Here is a 21,747-nt window from a genome sequence, read left to right on the forward strand (position 1 = left end):
AAGGGCTTGCTGAACTGCAGATCGCTTGATATAGTTTCGTTCTTCGTTGGCCCGGTAGCTCAGTTGGTAGAGCAGCGGATTGAAAATCCGCGTGTCGGTGGTTCGATTCCGCCCCAGGCCACCAGGATTCAGCCCCAGGAAATCGCAAGATTCCTGGGGCTTTTCCGTTTGGCGGACAAGTCGTCACATTGGCTCGCCATGCAGTTGGAGCCGCGCGCATTGGGCTGCAGGCGTCGGTGACATTCGGTGTCGCGTGATAAAATCGCGCCAGTTCAAGGACTTGCATGCAGGCGTCGCACGCGGTCGTATACCGCGCGAATGCGGTGCCGAGCGTATCGCACCGAAGCACCCAATCCTTCGCTCGACGATCGGCGGTATAAGCGCCCAGCCACGTTCACGCGCGCAACGCGCGACCTATACTGCTTTGGGCCGGCACAATGCCGGCACACGTCGCGCCGTTGCTCGCATGGCGCACCTGGCGCAGCGCGACGTGGCACCCTCATTCACGGAGTATCACGGTGATTCGCAAAGACGCTAAGCGTAGCGCGCTCGTGCTGTTTTCCGGCGGCCAGGATTCCGCCACGTGTCTCGCGTGGGCGCTCGACCGTTACGACACGGTCGAAACGATCGGCTTCGATTATGGTCAGCGTCATCGCGTCGAACTCGAATGCCGCGAGGGGTTCCGCCAGGCCGTGGTGCGCGCGTTTCCGGCGTGGGCCGATCGTCTCGGCGACGATCACACGATCGACCTGTCGCTGCTCGGCGCGATCAGCGACACCGCGATGACGCGCGAGATCGAAATCGAAGCCACCGCCAATGGGTTGCCGAACACGTTCGTGCCGGGCCGCAATCTGATGTTCATGACGATTGCCGCGGCCATCGCATATCGGCGCGGCTTGCAGGTGCTGGTCGGCGGGATGTGCGAGACGGACTTCTCGGGCTATCCCGATTGCCGCGACGACACGATGAAGGCGCTGCAAGTCGCGCTAAATCTCGGCATGGACACGCGCTTCGCGCTGGAGACACCGCTGATGTGGCTCGACAAGGCCGACACGTGGCGTCTCGCGCACGAGCTCGGCGGCGACGCACTGGTTGAACTGGTGCGAGTCGAGACCCACACTTGCTACCTCGGCGAACGCGCCGAACTGCATTCATGGGGCTTCGGCTGCGGCGAGTGCCCGGCATGCCGGTTGCGCAAACGTGGCTATGAGGCCTACCTCGCCGGTGAGAAAGTCACCGAGCCCGTGTGACGGTTCGCGCAAGAGCGCGCATCATTGATTCAGGAACACAGGACAGAAAGCAGCATGACGTACGCGGTCAAGGAAATCTTCTACACGTTGCAGGGCGAGGGCGCGAATGCCGGCCGGCCGGCCGTGTTCTGCCGTTTTGCGGGCTGTAATCTGTGGTCGGGCCGCGAAGAGGATCGCGCGGAAGCCGTCTGCCGGTTCTGCGACACCGATTTCGTCGGCACCGACGGCGAGAACGGCGGCAAGTACCGCACACCTGACGAACTCGTCGCGATGATCGCGTCGCAATGGCCGCAAGGCGAGGGCGAACGCTTCGTCGTTTGCACCGGCGGCGAACCGATGCTGCAGATCGATCAGCCGCTCGTCGACGCGCTGCACGCGGCCGGCTTCGAGATCGCGATCGAGACCAACGGCTCGCTGCCGGTGCTCGACACGATCGACTGGATCTGCGTGAGCCCGAAGGCCGACGCGCCGCTCGTCGTGACCAAGGGCAACGAACTGAAGGTCGTGATTCCGCAGGACAACCAGCGCCTCGCCGACTACGCGAAGCTCGACTTCGAGTATTTCCTCGTGCAGCCGATGGACGGTCCGTCTCGCGACATCAACACGAAGCTCGCGGTCGACTGGTGCAAGCGTCATCCGCAGTGGCGCCTGTCGATGCAGACTCACAAGTATCTGAACATTCCCTGATTGCCGTGCTGACGATTACCCGAAAACTCGAATTCGACGCGGGCCACCGCATTCCCGATCACCGCAGCCAGTGCCGTAATCTGCACGGCCATCGCTATGTGCTCGAAATCACGCTGCAAGGCGATCTGGTCGACACCGAAGGCGCGCCCGACCGCGGCATGGTGATGGACTTCGCCGACGTGAAGTCGCTCGCAAATGAGCACCTGGTCGACAAGTGGGACCATGCGTTTCTCGTCTACGAAGGGGACACGCAGGTGCGTGGCTTTCTCGACAGCATGGCGGGTCATAAGACGGTCGTGATCGATCGCATTCCGACGGTCGAAAACCTCGCCGCGATTGCGTTCGATATTCTCGCGAACGTCTACGACGCGCACTATGGCGTGAACCTGCGTCTGCATAGAGTGCGTTTGTACGAGACGCCGAACTGCTGGGCCGACGTGGTCCGCGACTAGCTTCCCGCCTGAATCGACATCCCGCCGCGCGAGCGAACTCCCGCGTTATTGTCACGGTATGATCGTTCCGACCAACACACGGAGCGAGACATGCCGGTCACCGCATCGCGTCGCAGCAGGCATCGAGGCCGTCAGCGCCCCGATGCCTGCCTGATTCGCTATCTGGCCCCGCTTCGCATTGCAAACCTGCGCGAGGCCAGCCGATGAGCACCTTCACCAACTCCCTCAAACAACGTCTGAAGGACCACGCGCCGCTATTCGGGCTGTGGTTGTCGCTCGGCAGCGAAGCCGGCGCGGAAGCGCTCGCGCACGCCGGCTTCGACTGGCTGCTGATCGACATGGAGCACGCGCCGAACGATAGCGGCGGCGTCGAGTCGCAATTGCGCGCGATCGCCGCCGCCCATCTGCCGAGCGAGCCGGTGGTGCGCGTGCCCGCGAGCGAGCCGTGGCTCGTCAAGCGCGTGCTCGACGCCGGCGCGCGCACGCTGATGTTCCCGAACATCGAATCGGCTGAAGATGCGGCACGCGCCGTGCGGCTCACCCAATATCCGACCGCCGAGGCGCTCGACGGCCTCCGCGGCGTCGCGGGCGTCGTGCGCGCGGCCGGCTACGGCATGCGGCGCGACTACGTGCAGACGGCCAACGCACAGATCGCGACGATTGTGCAGATCGAATCGGCGCGCGGCTTGCGGGAGGTCGAGCAGATCGCGGCGACGCCGGGCGTCGCCTGTGTGTTCGTCGGGCCGGCCGATCTGGCCGCGAGTCTCGGTCATCTCGGCGACGCGAAGCATGCGGACGTGCAGGCAGCGATGGCGCGCATCGTCAGCGCAGCGGACAAGGCGGGCATTGCCGCCGGCATCTTCGCGATGGACGTGGCCGGCGCGCGGCAGCATCGCGACGCGGGTTTTCGCTTCGTGGCGCTGGCCGCCGACGTGATCTGGATGTTGCGAGCGACGCGCCAGGCATTACAGGAGGTGAGGTCATGAACGGCAGAGTGCAGGGGGGCGCCGGGCCGAGGATTGCGCGTGTGACTGCGCAAGTGACCATTACAGCGGCGCTGCTCGCAAGTGCCGCGTGGAGCGCCGCGTACGCACAGGATCACGTCGCCAGGTCGAACGATCCGCAGACGCAATCCGCGGTGGCCGATTACAACGCCGGCAACCTTGCCGCTGCGCTGACCGAATTCCGCGAAGCCGCCGAGCGCGGCAGCCGGCTCGCCCAGTTCAACTACGCGATGATGCTGCTCAACGGCGAAGGCACGCCGGTCAACGTCGACGAAGGCAAGAAGTGGCTGCGCAAGGCAGCCGATGCGAACATGTCGCACGCGCAATACGTGTACGGCAAGATGTACGACGATGGCGAGTTCGTCGAGCGCGACCCGGTGGAGGCGCATCGCTGGTTCATGAAGGCGGCTGCGCAGGGTCATGTACAGGCGGAGCTCGCGCTCGCGAATCAGTTTCTCGACGGACGCGGCACCGAGCGTGACAACAAGCAGGCTTTCGTCTGGTACAAGAAGGCGGCGCAGGGCGGCGACATGACCGCGCAGTATGTGACTGGCTCGTTCTACGAGCGCGGCGGCGATGGTGTCGACCGGAATCTGAACGTGGCGCGCGCGTATTACGCGGCCGCAGCGGCGCAGGGCGATCCGGCTGCGCGCCTGAAGTATCAGCAGTTGAGCGCGCAGCTGCGTGATCAGAAGGAAGTGAAGCCGCAATAGCGAAGCCGGCATGACGCAAAAGGGCGCTCACAATGAGCGCCCTTTTGCATTTTCGCTTGCTGCGTGCCGCTGGCTACGCTTAGCTCTGCATCAACCGCTTCTGTCGCGCGACACTCATGATCAGCCCGGTCGCGACACCCAATGTAGTCAGCGCGGTGCCACCGTAACTCATGAACGGCAACGGCACGCCGACCACCGGCAGAATCCCGCTCACCATGCCGATATTGACGAACGCGTACGTGAAGAACGCCATCGTCAGCGAACCGGCCAATAATCGCCCGAACAAGGTCGCGCCGTTGGCCGCGATGTAGAGCCCGCGCGCGATCAATAGCATGTACAGCGTGAGCAGCACTATCCCGCCCGCCAAACCGAACTCTTCCGAAAACACCGCGAAGATGAAGTCGGTGTGCTTCTCGGGGATGAACTCCAGATGCGCTTGCGTGCCCTTCAGCCAGCCCTTGCCGAGCGGGCCGCCCGAACCGATCGCGATCACCGCCTGAATCGTGTGGAAGCCTTTGCCGAGCGGGTCCGAGGTCGGATCGAGCAGCGTGCAGATACGATGCTTCTGATAGTCGTGCATCAGGGGCCACTGCACTTCCGGCTGACAGATCTTGTCCTGGAACGCCGCGATCGACACAACCGCAATCACCGCCGCGATCAGCACTGGCACGATCAGCCTGAAGCTCAGCCCCGCGAAGTAAATTACGAACAGGCCGGCGGCGAACACGAGCACGGCCGTTCCGAGGTCGGGCTGTTTCGCGATCAGACCGACCGGCACGATCAGGATCACGAAGCCGACCAGGTAGTCGTACCAGCGCATCACGCCTTCGCGGCGCTGGAAGTACCAGGCGAGCATCAGCGGTGTTGCGATCTTCAGGATTTCCGATGGCTGGATCACCACGCCGACGTTGATCCAGCGTTTCGCGCCCTTGCGCGTGAGGCCGAACATCGCGACCGCGACCAGTAACGCGATCCCGAACGTGTAAAGCGGGACCGCGAAGCGCATCAGCGTATTGGGCGGCACATTCGCGAGCCCCCACATCAGCACGAAGGTGAGCAGGATGTTGCGCAACTGGTCTTCGACGCGGCCGGGCATGTCGAGACTCGCGCTGTACAGCGTGACGATGCCGACGCACAGCAGCAGAAACACGATCAGTGCGAGCGGACGGTCGAAGCCCGCGAACATCCGCTTGATGCGGTCGAGCCAGGCGCGCTTGTCGAATTGCATGCCTTTTCCCTTATTCGTCGATACCGCCGGTGGCGGGCTGGCGCGGTGACGCGCCCTGGACGCTGTCCTCGCGCGATGGGGCCGCGACGCTCGGCGCCGGCTCGCTCGCCGGACGGGGTTTGTGCGGGGCGCCGGACGTACGCGACGCGGATTTCTTTGCCGCGGCCGAAGCCGAAGCCGGCTTGGCCGCCGACGCCGCCCGCGCCGCGCCGGCCGAAGCTGCTGCCGGCGCGCTGGCCGGCATCGTTGCCGTCGCGTCAGCCGATGCCGCCACCGGCGCGGACGCGCCATTCGCGCCCGAAGCCGCAACAGCCCCCGACGCACCCGAGGCCGCCGCGGCAGCCGCCGCTCCCGGCACCGGCAGTGCCTTGAAGCCCGCCGCAATCCTGAGCGGCTGAGCACCCTCATGCTGCGCCGGCGTCTCACCGACCTGTGGCGCGGACGCTTCGGCCGTGTTCGATGCCGCAGCCGCGACAGCTGCTTCCACGACGCCGGGCTTGTTCTTGCCGACCAGGTAATAGTCGAGCACCCTGCGCGCGATCGGACCGGCCGACTCGGCGCCCCAGCCGCCGTTTTCGACGATCAGCGCGAGCGCGATCTTCGGTTGTTCGACCGGCGCGAACGCGATGAACAGCGCATGATCGCGCAAATTCTCGGCGATCGCGTGACCCTTGTAGTTCGCGCCCTGCAGCGAGTACACCTGCGCGGTACCGGTCTTGCCTGCCGCCTGGTACGCCGCTCCCGCGAACACCTTGGCCGCCGTGCCGTTCGTGACCACGCCTTCCATCGCATGCTTGATGAAGTCGATGTCCTGCTGCTTGACCGCGATCTTGTCGCTCGGGTCGCGCACCACCGGCCGCGTGTCCTTCGTGATCGGATTCTCGATGTCGCGCACGAGGTGCGGTTTCATCACGACGCCGTTGTTCGCGAGCGTTGCGGTGGCATGCGCAAGCTGCAGGATCGTGAACGAGTTGTAGCCCTGGCCGATGCCGAGGCTGACCGTTTCGCCTTCGTACCACTTCTGCTGCTCGGGTTTGCGGTACGCGTGGCGTTTCCAGTCGGTCGACGGCAGGATGCCCTTCGCTTCACCGGCGATGTCGATGCCGGTGATCTGCCCGAAACCCCATGGCTTCATGAAGCTCGCGATGTTGTTGACGCCGAGATCGTGCGCGAGCATGTAGAAGTACGTGTCGTTCGACACGACGATCGCGCGGTTCATGTCGACCCAGCCCTGGCCCGAGCGCACGTCGTTGCGGAACGTGTGGCCGCCGAACGTGTAGTAGCCGGGGTCCTGGAAGCCCCAGCTCGGCGTGCGCTTGTGCAGCGACAGCGCGGCGAGCGCCATGAACGGCTTGTAGGTCGAGCCCGGCGGATAGGTGCCGTGCAGCGGCCGGTTCAGCAGCGGATGGTCGGGTGAATTGTTCAGCTCATCCCAGGTCTGCTGGTCGATGCCGTCGACGAACGAATTCGGATCGAAGCTCGGCGCCGACACGAACGCGAGCACGTCGCCGGTGGACGGCTCGATCGCGACGAGCGCGCCGCGGCGTCCGGCGAACGCCTGCTCGGCGACCTGCTGAAGCCCGATGTCGAGCGATAGCACGAGGTTGTTGCCCGGCGTCGCCTGGGTGCGCGATAGCGTGCGCACCGGGCGGCCGCCCGCCGTCACCTCGACTTCCTCGAAGCCGGTCTGGCCGTGCAGCTCGGTTTCGTAGCTCTGCTCGACGCCGATCTTGCCGATGTAATCGGTGCCCTTGTAGTTGTTCGCGTCCAGACGCGGATCGTAGTGGTCTGGATCGCTGTCGTTCTGGTCGCTGGCGTCGTCGATGCGGTCCTGGTCGCGCTGCGAAATCCGTCCGATGTAGCCGATTACGTGCGCGGCGGTCGGCCCGAGCGGGTACTGGCGGAACAGCCGCGCGCGCACTTCGACGCCGGGGAAGCGGAAGCGCTGCGCGGTGAAGCGCGCGACTTCGTCGTCGGTCAGGCGCGTGCGGATCGGCAGACTCTCGAAGTTCTTCGAGTCTTCCTGCAGCTTCTTGAAGCGGCGGCGGTCGCGCGCGTCGATCGAGACTACCGTGGCGAGGTTGTCGACCACGTTTTCGAGCGTGTCGTTCAGCTTCGACGGTGTGATTTCGAGCGTGTAGGCCGAGTAGTTCTTCGCGAGCACGACGCCGTTGCGGTCGGTGATGATGCCGCGGTTCGGCACGATCGGCGCGACGGAGATGCGGTTTTCATCGGCTTGCAGCGAGTACTTGCTGTAGTGCCAGACCTGCAGGAACAGGAAGCGGAAGCCGATCAGCCCGAAGCAGACGAACACGAACAGGCCCGCCGCCGCGACGCGCAGGCGGAATTTCGTGAGCTGCTGTTGAGTGTCCTTGAATTCGGTCATGCGATTCTGCAAAAGGCCGGCATGCGGCCATCAAGAGTGTGCGCCCAAACTGGCCGCGATCGGTGGGCCCGACGCGGGATCAAATGGGGCGCGTATCGTCCGGGTCGGCGGGGCGGCGCTGCGGCATCAGCAGCAAGATGCTCGCGAGCGGCCACAGCGCGGCTTCGACGAAACCGTCGATCAGATAACTCCAGCCCGGAAACGCCGCACCGGTCAACAGACGGATCACGAACGGCACCAGTTGCGCGACGACGAGCAGCGGCATCACCGCGAACGTTTGCACGCCGAGCGACATCCACAGCACGCGGCGATGAATCGTGATCGCGCCGTACGACAGCAGCGTGTAGGCGAGCGCGTGTTCACCGAGCAGGCTCGCGTTGTGCACGTCCATCAGCAGGCCGAGCAGAAACGCGATGCCCATGCCGACCTTGCGCGGTTGATGCACGTTCCAGAACAGCAACACGAGCGCGACGAAATCGGGCACGCCGGCGAGACGCCCCCACGGCATCAGGTTCAGCAGGAACGCGGAGGCGAGGCTGAACGCGATGAAGTACGGGTTGACCGGCTGCAGAATGTATTGCGGGCGATTCATGGCTGAGCCCCCGGCTCGGCTTGCGGCTTGGCGTTCTTCGCGGCGGCCGGCTTTTCGGCTTTCCTGTCGGCTGCGGGCCTTTCGGACTTTTTGTCGGCGGGGGCTTTGGCCGGCGCCTTTTCCGTGGATTTGGCTGCGGGTTTTTCGGCGGGGGCTTTGTCGGCGACGTTCTTGTCGGCTGACCTGGCGGCGGATTTGTCCGCCGCGCCCTTGCCTTCCGCGGCTTTGGCGCCCTTCTTCGCTTTCGCTTCTTTCGCTACGGTCGCCGCGTCGGGTTCGTCAGCCGGGCGCGGCGGCGCGGTGTTCTGGACGTGCAGCACGAGCACCTGACGCGCACCGCGCACCGCCGCGACCGGCAGACTGACCACGCGCGCAAACGCGGTGTCGGCCTGCCTGTCGACGCGCACGACTTTCGCGACCGGCAACCCCGGCGGGTACACGCCGTCGAGACCGCTGGTGACGAGTTCGTCGCCGGTCTGCACGTCGGCGCTGATCGGCACGAAGCGCAAATCGAGCGTGTCGCCCTTCGGCGTGCCGTAGATCACGCTGCGCAAGCCGGTACGCAGAATTTCGACCGGCACGGCCTGGTCCTTGTCCGTCAGCAGCGTGACTTCGGCCTGCAGCGGGAACACCCGTGTGACCTGGCCGATCACGCCATCCTCGTCGACGACCGGCGAGCCGTTCTGGATGCCTTGCTGCGCGCCGCGTCCGATCACGACCTTCTGCGTGAACGGATCGCGCGTGTCGTACTGGATCTCGGCGGGAAGCGATTGCGTGGTCAGCTGCTGCGACAGTTGCATCAGCGCGCGCAGATGACTATTTTCGGCAGCGAGCGACGCGGCCGTGTTGGCCTGCTGCGACAGCTGCAGATCCTTCTCGCGTAGCTTCGCGTTTTCGTTGCGCAGCGTGGCGCTCGTCACGGCGAGGTCGGCGGCGCCCATGAAGATGTCGCGCGGCACGAGCGCCGCGCGCTGCAACGGATAAAGACCCGCGCCGAGCACGCCGCGGACGATTTCGAGCGTCTGGAAGCGGGCGTCGGAGATCAGCAGGGCGAGCGCCAGCACGACGAAGAACACCAGTCGCGCGAGAGCGGAGGGGCCTTGCTTGAACAGGGGCGGCGGACTGTATTCCATGGTCGGCGCCGGGGGCGTGAGCGGTTGGGTGAGACGGCGGCGCGCTAGGCAAGCGCGTTCAGCGCGCGGAGGCTGGTCGGCCCAGCCAACGACAAAGCGGCCCACAAGGGGCCGTGTGCCAGATCCGCGCTACTGACATGGGAGGAAGGCTCGCTTACTCGTACGAGAAAATGCTGCCGAGCTTGTCCATGCGCTCGAGCGCCATGCCCGAGCCGCGCACGACGCAAGTCAGCGGATCTTCGGCGACGAGCACCGGCAGGCCGGTTTCTTCGGCGAGCAGTCGGTCGAGATCGCGCAGCAGCGCGCCACCGCCGGTCAGCATCATGCCGCGCTCGGCGATGTCCGCGCCGAGTTCCGGCGGCGTTTGTTCCAGTGCGATCTTCACCGACGACACGATCTGGTTCAGCGGATCGGTCAGCGCTTCGAGGATTTCGTTGCTGGAGATCGTGAAGCTGCGCGGAATGCCTTCCGACAGATTGCGGCCCTTCACTTCCATTTCCTTGACTTCGGAGCCCGGGAACGCGGAGCCGATTTCCTTCTTGATGGCTTCGGCGGTCTGCTCGCCGATCAGCATGCCGTAGTTGCGGCGGATGTAATTGACGATCGCTTCGTCGAATTTGTCACCGCCGACGCGCACCGAGCCCTTGTACACGATGCCGCCGAGCGAGATCACGCCGACTTCAGTCGTGCCGCCGCCGATGTCGACGACCATCGAACCCGTTGCTTCCGACACCGGCAGGCCCGCGCCGATCGCGGCAGCCATCGGCTCTTCGATCAGGTACACCTGCGAGGCGCCCGCGCCATGCGCGGCTTCCTTGATCGCGCGACGCTCGACCTGGGTTGAACCGCACGGCACGCAGATGATGATGCGTGGCGACGGCGAGAACATGCGCGACTCATGAGCGGTCTTGATGAACTGCTTGATCATCTGCTCGGTGACGGTGAAGTCGGCGATCACGCCGTCTTTCATCGGGCGGATCGCCTCGATGTTGCCCGGCACCTTGCCGAGCATCTGCTTGGCTTCCTTGCCGACTGCCTGAATGGTCTTCTTGCCGTTCGGGCCGCCTTCCTGGCGGATCGACACGACCGACGGTTCGTCGAGAACGATGCCCTTGCCGCGCATGTAGATAAGCGTGTTGGCGGTGCCGAGGTCAATCGCCAGATCGTTGGAGAAGTAGCTGCGCAAAAAACCGAACATTCAAAATCCTGTCTCGCTGGGGGCCGGGCCTCGCACCGTATGCGTAGGGCGGCAGCGGAATAAATAACAGCTTCAACCGGGCGGTAGCGACGCCACATGAACTTGAAGCCGCGGGGGAGTCTACCGGAGGCCGTTGCAAAGCCAGGGCGGAAAACGCCGGACGCTCTTTGAATTGTCCGTAAGGCCTTGGTAAGTCGGTCCGGGTTTGGGTCGAACGCGTAATGATACCTTATAATTTTGGATGTTTTGAAGGAAACGGAGCGTACATTTTGCCGTTGCCGCTCCTTTTTTTAGATTGTCCTATCTTGTCGTAACCCGCTGTTACAGCGCGACTTTTTTAACTGTTGCGACATTCCACCCTTTCCGGTGACTGCATGGCTCTGACCCTGACCGATGTAAAACGCATCGCGCATCTCGCGCGGCTCGAACTGGCCGATTCCGAAGCCGAGCACACGCGTGCCCAGCTCAATGATTTTTTCGGCCTCGTCGAGCAGATGCAGGCGGTCGATACCACCGGCATCGCGCCGCTTGCTCACCCGATCGAGCAGATCGAAGACGTCGCGCTGCGTCTGCGTGACGACGCCGTCACCGAGACGGTCGAGCGCGAGGCTTTTCAGCGCCCCGCGCCGGCCGTTCAGGACGGCTTGTACCTCGTGCCGAAGGTGATCGAATAAGACCCGCCGGGCAGACTCCCGGCCTGGCGTCGGCGCGAGCCTTTCGTGCCGCAGTCGCGCGGCGTCGCCGCGAACCTTGCCGGGCCGGTCTGCCGACGGGCAACCGAACGCCTCCACGGCAGCGTGACCACGCTGCCGCGCTTTCCAGGATAAAACGCAATGCATGAAAAAAGTTTGACCGAACTGCGCGCCGCGCTCGCGGCCAAGGAATGCTCCGCAGTCGAACTGGCGCAGCTGTACCTGAAGCGGATCGACGCGGCCAACAGCCTGAACGCGTTCATTCAGGTCGATCCCGAACTGACGCTCGCGCAGGCGAAAGCCGCCGACGCGCTGCTGCACACCGGTCACGCCGGCCCGCTCGTCGGCCTGCCGATCGCGCACAAGGACGTGTTCGTCACGAAGGGCTGGCGCTCCACCGCCGGCTCGAAGATGCTCGCGAACTACGAAAGCCCTTTCGACGCGACCGTGGTCGCGCGTCTGCAGAATGCCGGCATGGTGTGCGTGGGCAAGACCAATATGGACGAGTTCGCGATGGGCTCGTCCAACGAGAATTCGTACTTTGGCGCCGTGCAGAATCCGTGGGACCGCAAGGCCGTGCCGGGCGGTTCGTCGGGTGGCTCGGCGGCCGCCGTGGCCGCGCGTCTCGCGCCCGCCGCGACCGGCACCGACACCGGCGGCTCGATCCGTCAGCCGGCGTCGTTCTCGGGCATCACCGGCATCAAGCCGACGTACGGCCGCGTGTCGCGCTACGGCATGATCGCGTTCGCGTCGTCGCTCGATCAGGGCGGCCCGATGGCGCAAAGCGCCGCGGACTGCGCGACGCTGCTCAACGCGATGGCCGGCTTCGACGAGCGTGACTCGACGAGCCTGTCGCACGAGCACGAGGACTACACGCGCTACCTCGGCAAGTCGTGGCGGGACGGCGGCGCAGAGAAACCGCTCGCCGGCCTGCGCATCGGCCTGCCGAAGGAGTACTTCGGCGCCGGTCTCGCCGACGACGTGCGTGCGTCGATCGATGCCGCGTTGAAGCAGTACGAAGCGCTCGGCGCGACGCTCGTCGAGGTGTCGCTGCCGAAAACCGAACTGTCGATCCCGGTCTACTACGTGATCGCGCCGGCCGAAGCCTCGTCGAACCTGTCGCGTTTCGACGGCGTGCGCTTCGGCCATCGCGCGGCCGAGTACCGCGATCTGCTCGACATGTACAAGAAGTCGCGCGCCGAAGGCTTCGGCCCGGAAGTGAAGCGCCGCATTCTGGTCGGCACCTACGTGCTGTCGCACGGCTACTACGACGCGTACTACCTGCAGGCGCAGAAGATCCGCCGCATCATCGCGCAGGACTTCCAGGAAGCGTTCAAGCAGTGCGACGTGATCATGGGACCGGTCGCGCCGTCGGTGGCATGGGACATCGGCGCCAAGGGCGACGATCCGGTGCAGATGTATCTGGCCGACATCTACACGCTGTCGGTGAGCCTCGCCGGTTTGCCGGGCATGAGCGTACCGTGCGGTTTCGGCGCGGGCGCGAATGCGCAGCGTCCGGTCGGTCTGCAGATCATCGGCAACTATTTCAATGAAGCCCGGATGCTGCAGGTGGCCGACGCGTTCCAGCGCGCCACCGACTGGCACCGTCAGGCACCGGCAGGAGTGTGAGCACCATGACCAAACAATGGGAAGTCGTGATCGGTCTGGAGACCCACACGCAGTTGTCGACGCATTCGAAAATCTTCTCGGGCACCGCGACGCAATTCGGCGCCGCACCGAACACGCAGGCAAGCCCCGTCGATCTGGCCTTGCCCGGCACGCTGCCGGTGATGAACCGCGGCGCGGTCGAACGCGCCATTCAATTCGGCCTCGCGATCGGTGCAACGGTTGCGCCGCGTAGCATCTTCGCGCGCAAGAATTACTTCTACCCCGATCTGCCGAAGGGCTATCAGATCAGCCAGTACGAAATCCCGGTCGTGCAGGGCGGTCAGGTGACGATCCAGGTGCCGGCCAATGAAAAGGCGGGCAAGGAAGCGTACGAGAAAACCATCAATCTGACGCGCGCTCACCTCGAGGAAGACGCGGGCAAGTCGCTGCACGAAGACTTCGCTGGCATGACCGGCATCGACCTGAATCGTGCCGGCACGCCGCTGCTCGAAATCGTCACCGAGCCGGAAATGCGCAGCGCGGCCGAGGCCGTTGCCTACGCGAAGTCGCTGCACACGCTCGTCGTGTGGCTCGGGATTTGCGACGGCAATATGCAGGAAGGCTCGTTCCGCTGCGATGCGAACGTGTCGGTGCGTCCGCTTGGTCAGAAAGAATTCGGCACGCGCGCCGAGATCAAGAATCTGAACTCGTTCCGCTTTCTTGAAGAAGCGATCCAGTACGAAGTGCGTCGCCAGATCGAGCTGATCGAAGACGGTGGCACGGTGGTGCAGGAAACGCGTCTGTACGATCCGGACAAGCGCGAAACGCGCTCGATGCGCAGCAAGGAAGACGCGCACGACTACCGCTATTTCCCCGACCCCGACCTGATGCCGCTCGTGATCGACGCCGCGTGGGTCGAGCGCGTGAGGAGCGAGATGCCGGAGCTGCCGGAAGCGATCCAGCGGCGCTTCGTGTCGCAGTACGGCCTCACGCCGTACGACGCGAACGTGCTGACCTCGAGCAAGGCGACGGCCGCTTACTACGAAGCGGTGATCGCGAAGGTCGGTGAGGCGAACGCGAAGGTCGCGGCGAACTGGGTGATGGGCGAAGTGTCGTCGCAACTCAATCGCGAAGGCCTCGACATTGCCGCGTGCCCGGTCTCGGCCGCGCAGCTCGCACTGGTGCTGCAGCGCATTGCCGACGGCACGATCTCGAACAAGATCGCGAAGGAAATCTTCCTCGCGATCTGGGAAGAGAAGGCCACCGACGAAGCCGCCGCCGATCGCATCATCGAGGCGAAGGGCCTGAAGCAGATTTCGGACACCGGCGCGCTCGAAGCGATCATCGACGAAGTGCTCGCCGCGAACCAGAAGTCGGTCGACGAATATCGTGCCGGCAAGGAAAAGGCGTTCAACGCGCTGATCGGCCAGGCGATGAAAGCAACCAAGGGTAAGGCCAACCCTGCTCAGGTCAATGAATTGCTGAAGAAGAAGTTGTCCTGAGTTGAAGTGCCGCGGCCGGGCGTGATCACGCCCGCGTCACACGGGCCGTTGCCGGATCGAAGCAGGGCAACGGCCCGTTTTATTTTGCGGACTCCCACGGAGTGTGTGCATGACAAAGCATCCCGATCTCGACGATTTCCGCGTGCCGTACTTCGACGACGGCAAGAAAAGAAACCACTTCTCGCTCGACCATTTCGATCCGAAGGCGAAGCCGTTTTCGAGCGGCTCGAAAGACGCGGACCGCGCACGCTTGTCGGAAGTGGGCCTGCTGCTCGACAACCTGCAGGAGCGGCTGCACGCGCAGCGCAAGCGCCGCGTTCTGCTGGTGCTGCAAGGCATGGACACGAGCGGCAAGGACGGCACGATCCGCGCGGTGTTTCACGAAGTCGACCCGCTCGGTTTGCGCATCGTGCCGTTCAAGGCGCCGACGCCCGTCGAACTCGCGCACGACTTCCTGTGGCGCGTGCATTCGCAGGCACCCGCGGCCGGCGAGCTGACGATTTTCAATCGCAGTCACTACGAAGACCTGCTCGTGCCGACCGTGCAGGGCGAACTCGACGCCGACGCGTTCCAGCAGCGCTGCTGCCACATCCGTCAGTTCGAGCAGTTGCTCGCCTACAGCGGCGCGACGATCCTCAAGTGCATGCTGCACATTTCGAAGGACGAGCAGCGTGTGCGTTTGCAGGAGCGCATCGACGACCCGCTGAAGCACTGGAAATTCGACGTGTCGGATCTGGAAGCGCGCAAGCAGTGGGACGCGTATCAGAACGCGTATCGCGACGCGCTGGCTGCGACGTCGACCGAATACGCGCCGTGGTATGTGATTCCGGCCGACTCGAAGACGCATCGCAACGTGATGGTCGCCGAACTGCTGCTGCGCACGCTCAATGAGCTGAAGCTCGAATATCCGCCAGCCAAGGAATCGCTGAAGGGCGTCAAGGTCGAGTGAACGCGGCCTCGCCCTTTGGCTTTAGAAACGAATCGAACAAAAGAGGAACGACATGTTGCGTGTGATTACCGCCAACCTCAATGGCATCCGCTCGGCGGCGAAGAAGGGCTTTTTCGAATGGTTCGGCGAACAAGGAGCCGACGTGCTATGCGTGCAGGAAATCAAATGCTCGCAAGACGACATGACGCCGGAGTTCATGGCGCCGCACGATTTCACCGGCTATTTTCAGCATGCGGTGAAGAAGGGGTACAGCGGCGCGGGCGTCTATACGCGTCATGAGCCGGACGAAGTGGTGATCGGCTTCGGCAGCGAGGAGTTCGATCCGGAAGGGCGTTATGTCGAGCTGCGTTTCGGTAAGTTGTCGGTGGTTTCGGTGTACGTGCCGTCGGGGTCGAGCGGCGACGAGCGCCAGCAGGCCAAGTTCCGCTTCATGGACGAGTTCATGCCGCATCTCGCCGAGCTGGCGAAGGAACGCGAGGTGATCGTGTGCGGCGACGTGAACATCGTGCACAAGGAAATCGACATCAAGAACTGGAAGAGCAACCAGAAGAATTCGGGCTGCTTGCCCGAAGAGCGCGCGTGGCTCGACAAACTGTTCGACGAAGTCGGCTATGTGGATGTGTTCCGCACGCTCGACCAGCGGCCCGAGCAGTACACGTGGTGGAGCAATCGCGGTCAGGCGTATGCGAAGAACGTCGGGTGGCGGATCGATTACCAGATCGCGACGCCGGGCATCGCAAGCAAGGCGAAGCGCACCGACGTGTTCCGCGACATCAAGTTCAGCGACCATGCGCCGCTGACCGTCGACTACGACCACAAGGTCAAAAAGTAAGCCTACCGGCCGCGGCGCGTTGCAGCGCCGTGGCCCGCTAGCGGTCGATAGAGGCGGGGCGTCAGTCGCGCGCCGTCTTGCGGGTCGGCCGGCCGATGCCCGCGTAATCGGGCAATTCGTCGACGCTCCTGCCGATTGCCTTCGCGTACAGCGACAGCATGTCCGGCAGCCGCTTGATGATGTCGTCGCGGCGCGCCGCTGTGAACGGGTGCACGTAGATGAAGCCCTGCTCGCGATTGCCGCGCGTCGCCTGCGCGAGCTTGTCCCACAGCGTGACCGCCGCGCGCGGATCGAAGCCGGCGCGCGACGCGATATCGCTGCCGATCACGTCGGCTTCGGTTTCGTCGGTGCTCTCGTACTTCATTTCCAGCAGACGCGAACCGATGCCGAGCGGCGCCATGCCCAGATCGGCGAGGCCGAACAATTGCGGGATCGTGCCGGACGAATCGAGCTGGCTCGCCTGCAACTGACCGAGCCGCATGCGCGCGTGCTCGCGCAACGCGTGCGCGATCTCGTGGCCAATCAGCATAGCGACCTCGTTGTCGTTCAGGCGCACGCGATCGAGTATCCCGCTATAGACGACGATCTTGCCGCCCGGCAGGCAGTACATGCGGATGTCGTTCGAGCGCACCACCGCGACTTCCCACTTCCAGCCCTTGGCTCGCTCGTTCCATTTCAGCGAGTACGGGATCATCCGGTCGATGATCGAGCGTACGCGCGTCACGCGCGCGTCCGTGTCGCCGTACAGGCGGTTCGCGTGGCTGGCACCGTAGACGATCTGGCTGAACTCCTCGGCGGCCTGCGCCTCGAGCATCGACGACGGGATCAGGTTGCGAAACACCATGTAGCCGCCGTAGCGCAGTTGCGGGCTCACGTAGTAGGGCGGCGGGACGGCTGCGGGGGCCGACGCGCCGGCGGGCGCTTTGGCGGCGGCGGGCGGTTGCGCGGACTGCGGCGCGGAGCCGGAGGCAGCGGCGCTCGGAGCGCTGCCGCTAGCGCTGGGCGAACTCGGAGCGTTGGCGCCGGTGCTGTTGTTCGCGCCGGGGTTGCCGCCGCCGGTGCCGCTGTTGCCGGCCGCGGCCGAGGTCGCGTTTTCCGCGCTGGCGCCGCTTGTCGCGGACTTGGCCGCAGGCGTCGGGGCCGGGTTGGCTGTCGCACCGCTCGTGGTCGCGGCGGCGGCGGCCGGCGCGGGCGCTTGCGCGCCGCTCACAGGGCTCGCGCCGGTCGCCGGCGTGCCGGCCGCATGGGCGCCCATCGGCATCGCCAGCGCGACGCTCGCGCAGCCGAGCACGCCTACGGCGCTGAGTGCGGTGCGGCGCGCGCGGGTCGGAAACGGTACTTTCACGACCGGTCCCTCCACGGCGCGATACGCACCAGCAGCAGCATGCCTGGCACCGCGAGCGCGGTACAGAGGATGAAGTAGTCGAACCAGCCGATCCGCGCGACCACAAAGCCGCTCGCCGCCGACGCGAGCGTGCGCGGCACCGACGCGAGGCTCGTGAACAGCGCGAACTGCGTCGCTGTGTAGCGCGGGTCGGTGGTGCTCGCGATATATGCGGTGAATGCGGCCATCGTCAGACCGGTGGCGAAGGTCTCGAAGCCGTACACGAGCGCGAGCGCGACCGAGCGCGGATCGAGCTGCACGCTCCAGTCGATGCCGACCAACGACAGCAACTTCGTCGTCCCCTGGCTCAGGGCGACGGCGATGTTGTAAATCGCGGCGAGTCCGGGCGAATCCGGGCCGAGATGCGCGAGCCACGCGAAGCCGAGCGTCGACACCATCTGCAGCAAACCGAAGATCCACAAGCCGCGGCCGATGCCGATTCTCATCAGCCAGATGCCGCCGACGATGCCGCCCGCGAGACTCGCGCCGAATGCCGTGGTCTTCGCGATCACGCCGATCTGCGTGCGCGAAAAACCGATGTCGAGGAAGAACGACGTGGACAGCGTGGTCGCCATCGTATCGCCGAGCTTGTACAGAAAGATGAAGCCGAGCACGAAGAGGGCACCGCGCCAGCCGTCTCGCTGAATGAATTCCCTGAACGGCTCGACGATTGCCTCGCGCAGATTCTTCGGCGGCTGGCCGTGCACCTCGGGTTCGCGCACGACCAGCGTCATCAGAACGCCCGGCAGCATGAACGCGGCCGTCACGATGAACACCGTGCTCCACGGCAGATGATCGGACAAAATCAGCGCGAGCGAACCGGGCACGAGCGCCGCGATCTTGTACGCGTTCACGTGCACCGCGTTGCCGAGGCCCTGCTGCGTGTCGCTGAGCAATTCACGCCGGTACGCGTCGATCACGATGTCGGAGCTCGCGCCGAAGAATGCGACCAGAGCGGTCAGCGCGGCGACACTCCAGATCGATTCGCGCGGCGACACGAAGCCGAGCGTCGCCATCGCGCCGGCCACGAGCAATTGCGTGACCAGCATCCAGCCGCGCCGTCGGCCGGGCCGCCAACCGGGCACGCGCGGCACGTAGCGGTCCATCAGCGGTGCCCAGACGAATTTCCAGGTATACGGAAACTGGATCAGCGCGAACAGGCCGATTTCCTTCAGATTGACGCCTTCCGAGCGCAGCCACGCCTGCACGAGGTAGACGAGCGTAAACAGCGGCAATCCCGACGTGAAGCCGAGAAAGACGCAAATCAGCATGCGCGTATTCAAAAACGCGCGCCAGCCGGGATGTTCTTCGTGAGCGGTAAGTGCGGGCGCCTCGTGCGGCGGGTTCGACATGTGGATAACTGAGGTTAGCTTTTCTTGACGCGATAGACCGCAAGACTACCACGCCAGTTCACGCCCCACCGCACCACCTGTCCGTCGTGCAGCACGACACGATCGAGAATTTCGATGCCGACTTCGGGGGCAAGCGCTTCGAAGTCCTTGATCGTCAGCACGCGCACGTTCGGCGTGTTGTGCCATTGATAAGGCAGCGACTTCGACACCGGCATGCGCCCCTGCAGCACCGACAGCCGATGCGCCCAGTAGCCGAAATTCGGAAACGACACGATGCATTGCTTGCCGACGCGCACCGTCTCGCGCAGGATCGCCGCGGTCTGATGAATGGTCTGCAGCGTCTGCGACAGCACCGCGAAATCGAAGCTGCCGTCTTCGAACAGGCGCAGGCCGTCTTCGAGATTCTGCTGGATCACATTGACGCCGTTCTGCGTCGCGGCGAGCACGCCGGCGTCGTTGATCTCGATGCCGTAGCCCTGCACCTCCAGTTCCTCGTTCAGCAGCGACAGCAGCGAGCCGTCGCCGCAGCCGAGATCGAGCACGGTCGCGCGCGGTTCGACCCAGCGGGCGATCGCGCGGAAGTCCGGGCGCGATGCCAGGTAATCAAGTGCTCGCTGGTTCATGCGTTGACCTCGTTTGCAATGCGTTCGTAGTAGGCGCGCAGCAGGTTGTGATAGCGCGCGTCGTCGAGCAGGAAGGCGTCGTGGCCGTGCGGTGCGTCGATCTCCGCGTAGGTGACCGTGCGCTTGTGGTCGAGCAGCGCCTTCACCAGTTCGCGCGAGCGAGCCGGCGCGAAACGCCAGTCGGTCGAGAAGCTCGCGATCAGATACTTCGCGGTGGTGTGCTCGAGCGCGGCGGTCAGGTCGCCGTCGAAGGCCTTGGCCGGATCGAAGTAGTCGAGCGCGCGCGTGATCAGCAGGTAGGTGTTCGCGTCGAAGTAGTCGGCGAACTTGTCGCCCTGATAACGCAGATACGATTCCACTTCGAATTCGACGTCGAAGCTGAAGTTGTAGTCATCGAGCGCGCCTTCCGCGCGACGCAGCGAGCGGCCGAATTTCTCGGCCATATCGTCGTCCGACAGATACGTGATGTGGCCGATCATCCGCGCGACGCGCAGGCCGCGTTTCGGCTTCACGCCGTGCGCGTAGTAGTTGCCGCCGTGGAAGTCGGGGTCCGACAGGATAGCCGAACGCGCGACTTCGTTGAACGCGATGTTCTGCGCGGACAGCTTCGGCGTCGACGCGATCACGATGCAATGCGCGATCCGCTCCGGATACATCATGCTCCACGCGAGCGCCTGCATGCCGCCGAGACTGCCGCCCATCACGGCGGCGAAGCGCGTGATGCCGAACGCGTCGGCGACGCGCGCTTGCGCGTTGACCCAGTCTTCGACGGTGACGACCGGAAACGTCGCGCCGTACGGCTTACCGGTGGCGGGGTCGATGCTCATCGGCCCGGTCGAGCCGAAGCAGGAGCCGAGGTTGTTCACGCCGATCACGAAAAATTTTTCGGTATCGAGCGGCTTGCCCGGGCCCACCATGTTGTCCCACCAGCCGATGTCCTTCGGATTGTCGGCATACACGCCCGCCACGTGATGCGATGCGTTCAGCGCGTGGCATACGAGCACCGCATTGCTGTGCGCGGCATTGAGCGTGCCGTAGGTCTCGACCATCAGGTCGTAGCCTGCGAGCGAGCTGCCGTTGCGCAATCGCAGCGGCTCGGTGAAATGCATTTTTTGGGGAGCGACGATGCCGATGGAGTCCATTCATTCCGCCATTGAGTCAACAGGGCGGCTAAACGGCGTCGGCGAAGCACGAGGAGAAGGGCGGTGTGCGCAGCTGACGACCTCTTTAGCCGCATTTATAGTGAACCGCGGGCCTAAGGCCCAAGGTTCGCGCGCCCGCAATCGAGTCAGCAAATCGGCGCGTGAAAGGGTGTGAAACCGGGTGCAACGTGTTGGGGATGCCTTGGCGCGGTCTGTTATGCATCGTAGGACCGCGGCGGTATCAGGCGCAAAGTATAGCGGAAAATCCCACGCGGCAGCGGCGCGGACGGTGCCGCGCGAAGCGCGCGAGTCCGCGGGGACTACTGAAGAATCAGCAGCAGTTGCTCGTCCGCGTGTTCGGCGGGTGGCCGCGCGAAACCGCTGCGCACATAGCGATGCCAGCGGCCGATCACGTAGCTCACCAGCAGGCTCGCCCGAATCGCGGGATCGTAGCCGGCGGGCAATGTGACGGTCTGCGGATCGGGCGTGTCCGTGGGGTGATTGTCTGCACGGGCAAGGGCTTCGGTCTGCGCGAGCCGCAAGCATTGCTTCAGCGATGCCTCGACCCGTTCGAGCATCTGGTTCACGCGCTCCGTCAGGCGTTCGTGCTCGCCGACCAGCGCCTCGCAGGTCAGCACGCGCGTCATGCCGGGATTTTTCGCGGGGAAGTTGAGCAGCATCAGCGCGATCGAGCGCGCTTGCAGCACGCCGTTGTTTTCGTGACCGGTGATCTGGTTGATGAGCCCGAACAGCGTCTGCTCGATGAACTCGATCAGCCCTTCGAACATCTGCGCCTTGCTGGCGAAATGGCGGTACAGCGCGGCTTCCGACACACCGAGCCGAGCGGCGAGCGCGGCCGTCGTGACCTTTTCGCTCTTCGGCGCCTCGAGCATGCTGGCGAGCGTCTGCAGGATGTGCACGCGACGCTCGCCAGGCTTCGGACGCGTTGCGCGTGTCGCGGCGGGTGCCGCGGGGGAGGCTGCGGCTGAGGCTTCGTCAGGCTTGTCGATCGGCTGCATG

The 21,747-nt window shown here is 64.6% G+C and carries 20 protein-coding genes and 1 tRNA gene; 11 read left to right on the forward strand and 10 right to left on the reverse strand.

All coding sequences use genetic code 11. The annotated features are described in order from the left end of the window. Positions 1-48 precede the first annotated feature (48 nt). The 6 genes from GCT19_RS09015 to GCT19_RS09040 all read left to right on the forward strand — a co-directional run bounded on the left by GCT19_RS09015 (position 49) and on the right by GCT19_RS09040 (position 4,106). Positions 49-124: transfer RNA gene (locus GCT19_RS09015), tRNA-Phe, on the forward strand. A 394-nt stretch (positions 125-518) separates the two neighbouring features. After that, positions 519-1,250, forward strand: coding sequence for a 7-cyano-7-deazaguanine synthase QueC (gene queC, locus GCT19_RS09020; protein WP_026228978.1), 732 nt, complete (start codon positions 519-521; stop codon positions 1,248-1,250). A gap of 54 nt (positions 1,251-1,304) precedes the next feature. Next, on the forward strand, positions 1,305-1,937 hold the full coding sequence (queE, locus tag GCT19_RS09025) for a 7-carboxy-7-deazaguanine synthase (RefSeq protein ID WP_152851681.1): 633 nt from the start codon (positions 1,305-1,307) through the stop codon (positions 1,935-1,937). An 8-nt stretch (positions 1,938-1,945) separates the two neighbouring features. Next, positions 1,946-2,389: a 6-carboxytetrahydropterin synthase QueD gene (gene queD, locus GCT19_RS09030; RefSeq protein ID WP_152851841.1), complete on the forward strand. Its 444-nt coding sequence runs from the start codon at positions 1,946-1,948 to the stop codon at positions 2,387-2,389. A 203-nt stretch (positions 2,390-2,592) separates the two neighbouring features. Continuing rightward, positions 2,593-3,375, forward strand: a complete 783-nt coding sequence (locus GCT19_RS09035; protein WP_152851682.1) for an HpcH/HpaI aldolase family protein — start codon at positions 2,593-2,595, stop codon at positions 3,373-3,375. After that, positions 3,372-4,106 carry a tetratricopeptide repeat protein gene (locus GCT19_RS09040; protein WP_152851683.1) on the forward strand — a complete coding sequence of 245 codons (735 nt, stop codon included), beginning with the start codon at positions 3,372-3,374 and terminating at the stop codon, positions 4,104-4,106. The genes GCT19_RS09035 and GCT19_RS09040 overlap by 4 nt, the downstream gene beginning before the upstream one ends. 79 nt (positions 4,107-4,185) lie before the next feature. Here the strand turns inward: GCT19_RS09040 and rodA are convergent, their stop codons facing one another. From rodA to GCT19_RS09065, 5 genes are all read right to left on the reverse strand, one after another. Continuing rightward, positions 4,186-5,334, reverse strand: coding sequence for a rod shape-determining protein RodA (gene rodA / locus GCT19_RS09045; protein WP_152851684.1), 1,149 nt, complete (start codon positions 5,332-5,334; stop codon positions 4,186-4,188). 10 nt (positions 5,335-5,344) lie between these two features. Then, positions 5,345-7,720, reverse strand: a complete 2,376-nt coding sequence (mrdA, locus tag GCT19_RS09050; protein ID WP_152851685.1) for a penicillin-binding protein 2 — start codon at positions 7,718-7,720, stop codon at positions 5,345-5,347. Positions 7,721-7,799: 79 nt separating this feature from the next. After that, positions 7,800-8,312 carry a rod shape-determining protein MreD gene (gene mreD / locus GCT19_RS09055; protein ID WP_018436941.1) on the reverse strand — a complete coding sequence of 171 codons (513 nt, stop codon included), beginning with the start codon at positions 8,310-8,312 and terminating at the stop codon, positions 7,800-7,802. Further along, positions 8,309-9,445, reverse strand: coding sequence for a rod shape-determining protein MreC (gene mreC / locus GCT19_RS09060; protein ID WP_152851686.1), 1,137 nt, complete (start codon positions 9,443-9,445; stop codon positions 8,309-8,311). Before mreC ends, mreD begins: the two co-directional genes overlap by 4 nt. Before the next feature lie 154 nt (positions 9,446-9,599). Continuing rightward, complete coding sequence (locus GCT19_RS09065; protein ID WP_004189550.1) at positions 9,600-10,643, reverse strand: rod shape-determining protein; 1,044 nt, start codon at positions 10,641-10,643, stop codon at positions 9,600-9,602. A gap of 374 nt (positions 10,644-11,017) precedes the next feature. Between GCT19_RS09065 and gatC the strand changes: the two genes are divergently transcribed. The 5 genes from gatC (at position 11,018) to GCT19_RS09090 (ending at position 16,226) form a co-directional block, all read left to right on the forward strand. After that, positions 11,018-11,317 carry an Asp-tRNA(Asn)/Glu-tRNA(Gln) amidotransferase subunit GatC gene (gene gatC, locus GCT19_RS09070; RefSeq protein WP_152851687.1) on the forward strand — a complete coding sequence of 100 codons (300 nt, stop codon included), beginning with the start codon at positions 11,018-11,020 and terminating at the stop codon, positions 11,315-11,317. Between the two features lie 159 nt (positions 11,318-11,476). Next, positions 11,477-12,964 carry an Asp-tRNA(Asn)/Glu-tRNA(Gln) amidotransferase subunit GatA gene (gene gatA, locus GCT19_RS09075; RefSeq protein ID WP_018436939.1) on the forward strand — a complete coding sequence of 496 codons (1,488 nt, stop codon included), beginning with the start codon at positions 11,477-11,479 and terminating at the stop codon, positions 12,962-12,964. Between the two features lie 5 nt (positions 12,965-12,969). Beyond that, on the forward strand, positions 12,970-14,445 hold the full coding sequence (gene gatB, locus GCT19_RS09080; RefSeq protein WP_018436938.1) for an Asp-tRNA(Asn)/Glu-tRNA(Gln) amidotransferase subunit GatB: 1,476 nt from the start codon (positions 12,970-12,972) through the stop codon (positions 14,443-14,445). Between the two features lie 109 nt (positions 14,446-14,554). After that, a complete protein-coding gene (locus GCT19_RS09085; protein WP_018436937.1) occupies positions 14,555-15,394 on the forward strand; it encodes a PPK2 family polyphosphate kinase in 840 nt (279 codons plus the stop codon). 52 nt (positions 15,395-15,446) lie between these two features. After that, the gene (locus GCT19_RS09090; RefSeq protein ID WP_013088067.1) at positions 15,447-16,226 is read left to right on the forward strand and encodes an exodeoxyribonuclease III; all 780 of its coding nucleotides are present in this window, start codon (positions 15,447-15,449) and stop codon (positions 16,224-16,226) included. Between the two features lie 61 nt (positions 16,227-16,287). On the opposite strand, the gene GCT19_RS09095 is transcribed toward GCT19_RS09090, so the two are convergent. From GCT19_RS09095 to slmA, 5 genes are all read right to left on the reverse strand, one after another. Continuing rightward, positions 16,288-17,586 carry a M48 family metallopeptidase gene (locus GCT19_RS09095; protein WP_408582375.1) on the reverse strand — a complete coding sequence of 433 codons (1,299 nt, stop codon included), beginning with the start codon at positions 17,584-17,586 and terminating at the stop codon, positions 16,288-16,290. After that, positions 17,568-18,962: an AmpG family muropeptide MFS transporter gene (locus GCT19_RS09100; RefSeq protein ID WP_152851688.1), complete on the reverse strand. Its 1,395-nt coding sequence runs from the start codon at positions 18,960-18,962 to the stop codon at positions 17,568-17,570. Before GCT19_RS09100 ends, GCT19_RS09095 begins: the two co-directional genes overlap by 19 nt. Positions 18,963-18,976: 14 nt before the next feature. Next, positions 18,977-19,585, reverse strand: coding sequence for a methionine biosynthesis protein MetW (gene metW / locus GCT19_RS09105; protein ID WP_013088070.1), 609 nt, complete (start codon positions 19,583-19,585; stop codon positions 18,977-18,979). Beyond that, positions 19,582-20,727: a homoserine O-succinyltransferase MetX gene (gene metX, locus GCT19_RS09110; RefSeq protein ID WP_152851689.1), complete on the reverse strand. Its 1,146-nt coding sequence runs from the start codon at positions 20,725-20,727 to the stop codon at positions 19,582-19,584. The genes metW and metX overlap by 4 nt, the downstream gene beginning before the upstream one ends. A 320-nt stretch (positions 20,728-21,047) precedes the next feature. After that, entirely contained in the window at positions 21,048-21,746 is a 699-nt protein-coding gene (slmA, locus tag GCT19_RS09120; RefSeq protein WP_152851690.1) for a nucleoid occlusion factor SlmA, read from the reverse strand. Position 21,747 lies beyond the last annotated feature (1 nt).

Origin of the sequence: Paraburkholderia atlantica, assembly GCF_009362785.1 — a bacterium.
Lineage (GTDB): Bacteria > Pseudomonadota > Gammaproteobacteria > Burkholderiales > Burkholderiaceae > Paraburkholderia > Paraburkholderia atlantica.

Coding starts and splice junctions, on each gene's coding strand:
- gatA (WP_018436939.1), top strand. CDS start 11,477: ATGCATGAAAAAAGTTTGACCGAACTGCGCGCCGCGCTCGCGGCCAAG.
- mreD (WP_018436941.1), bottom strand. CDS start 8,312: ATGAATCGCCCGCAATACATTCTGCAGCCGGTCAACCCGTACTTCATC.
- metX (WP_152851689.1), bottom strand. CDS start 20,727: ATGGACTCCATCGGCATCGTCGCTCCCCAAAAAATGCATTTCACCGAG.
- mreC (WP_152851686.1), bottom strand. CDS start 9,445: ATGGAATACAGTCCGCCGCCCCTGTTCAAGCAAGGCCCCTCCGCTCTC.
- rodA (WP_152851684.1), bottom strand. CDS start 5,334: ATGCAATTCGACAAGCGCGCCTGGCTCGACCGCATCAAGCGGATGTTC.
- slmA (WP_152851690.1), bottom strand. CDS start 21,746: ATGCAGCCGATCGACAAGCCTGACGAAGCCTCAGCCGCAGCCTCCCCC.
- GCT19_RS09085 (WP_018436937.1), top strand. CDS start 14,555: ATGACAAAGCATCCCGATCTCGACGATTTCCGCGTGCCGTACTTCGAC.
- GCT19_RS09040 (WP_152851683.1), top strand. CDS start 3,372: ATGAACGGCAGAGTGCAGGGGGGCGCCGGGCCGAGGATTGCGCGTGTG.
- queE (WP_152851681.1), top strand. CDS start 1,305: ATGACGTACGCGGTCAAGGAAATCTTCTACACGTTGCAGGGCGAGGGC.
- GCT19_RS09035 (WP_152851682.1), top strand. CDS start 2,593: ATGAGCACCTTCACCAACTCCCTCAAACAACGTCTGAAGGACCACGCG.
- GCT19_RS09065 (WP_004189550.1), bottom strand. CDS start 10,643: ATGTTCGGTTTTTTGCGCAGCTACTTCTCCAACGATCTGGCGATTGAC.
- GCT19_RS09100 (WP_152851688.1), bottom strand. CDS start 18,962: ATGTCGAACCCGCCGCACGAGGCGCCCGCACTTACCGCTCACGAAGAA.
- gatB (WP_018436938.1), top strand. CDS start 12,970: ATGACCAAACAATGGGAAGTCGTGATCGGTCTGGAGACCCACACGCAG.
- gatC (WP_152851687.1), top strand. CDS start 11,018: ATGGCTCTGACCCTGACCGATGTAAAACGCATCGCGCATCTCGCGCGG.
- mrdA (WP_152851685.1), bottom strand. CDS start 7,720: ATGACCGAATTCAAGGACACTCAACAGCAGCTCACGAAATTCCGCCTG.
- metW (WP_013088070.1), bottom strand. CDS start 19,585: ATGAACCAGCGAGCACTTGATTACCTGGCATCGCGCCCGGACTTCCGC.
- GCT19_RS09090 (WP_013088067.1), top strand. CDS start 15,447: ATGTTGCGTGTGATTACCGCCAACCTCAATGGCATCCGCTCGGCGGCG.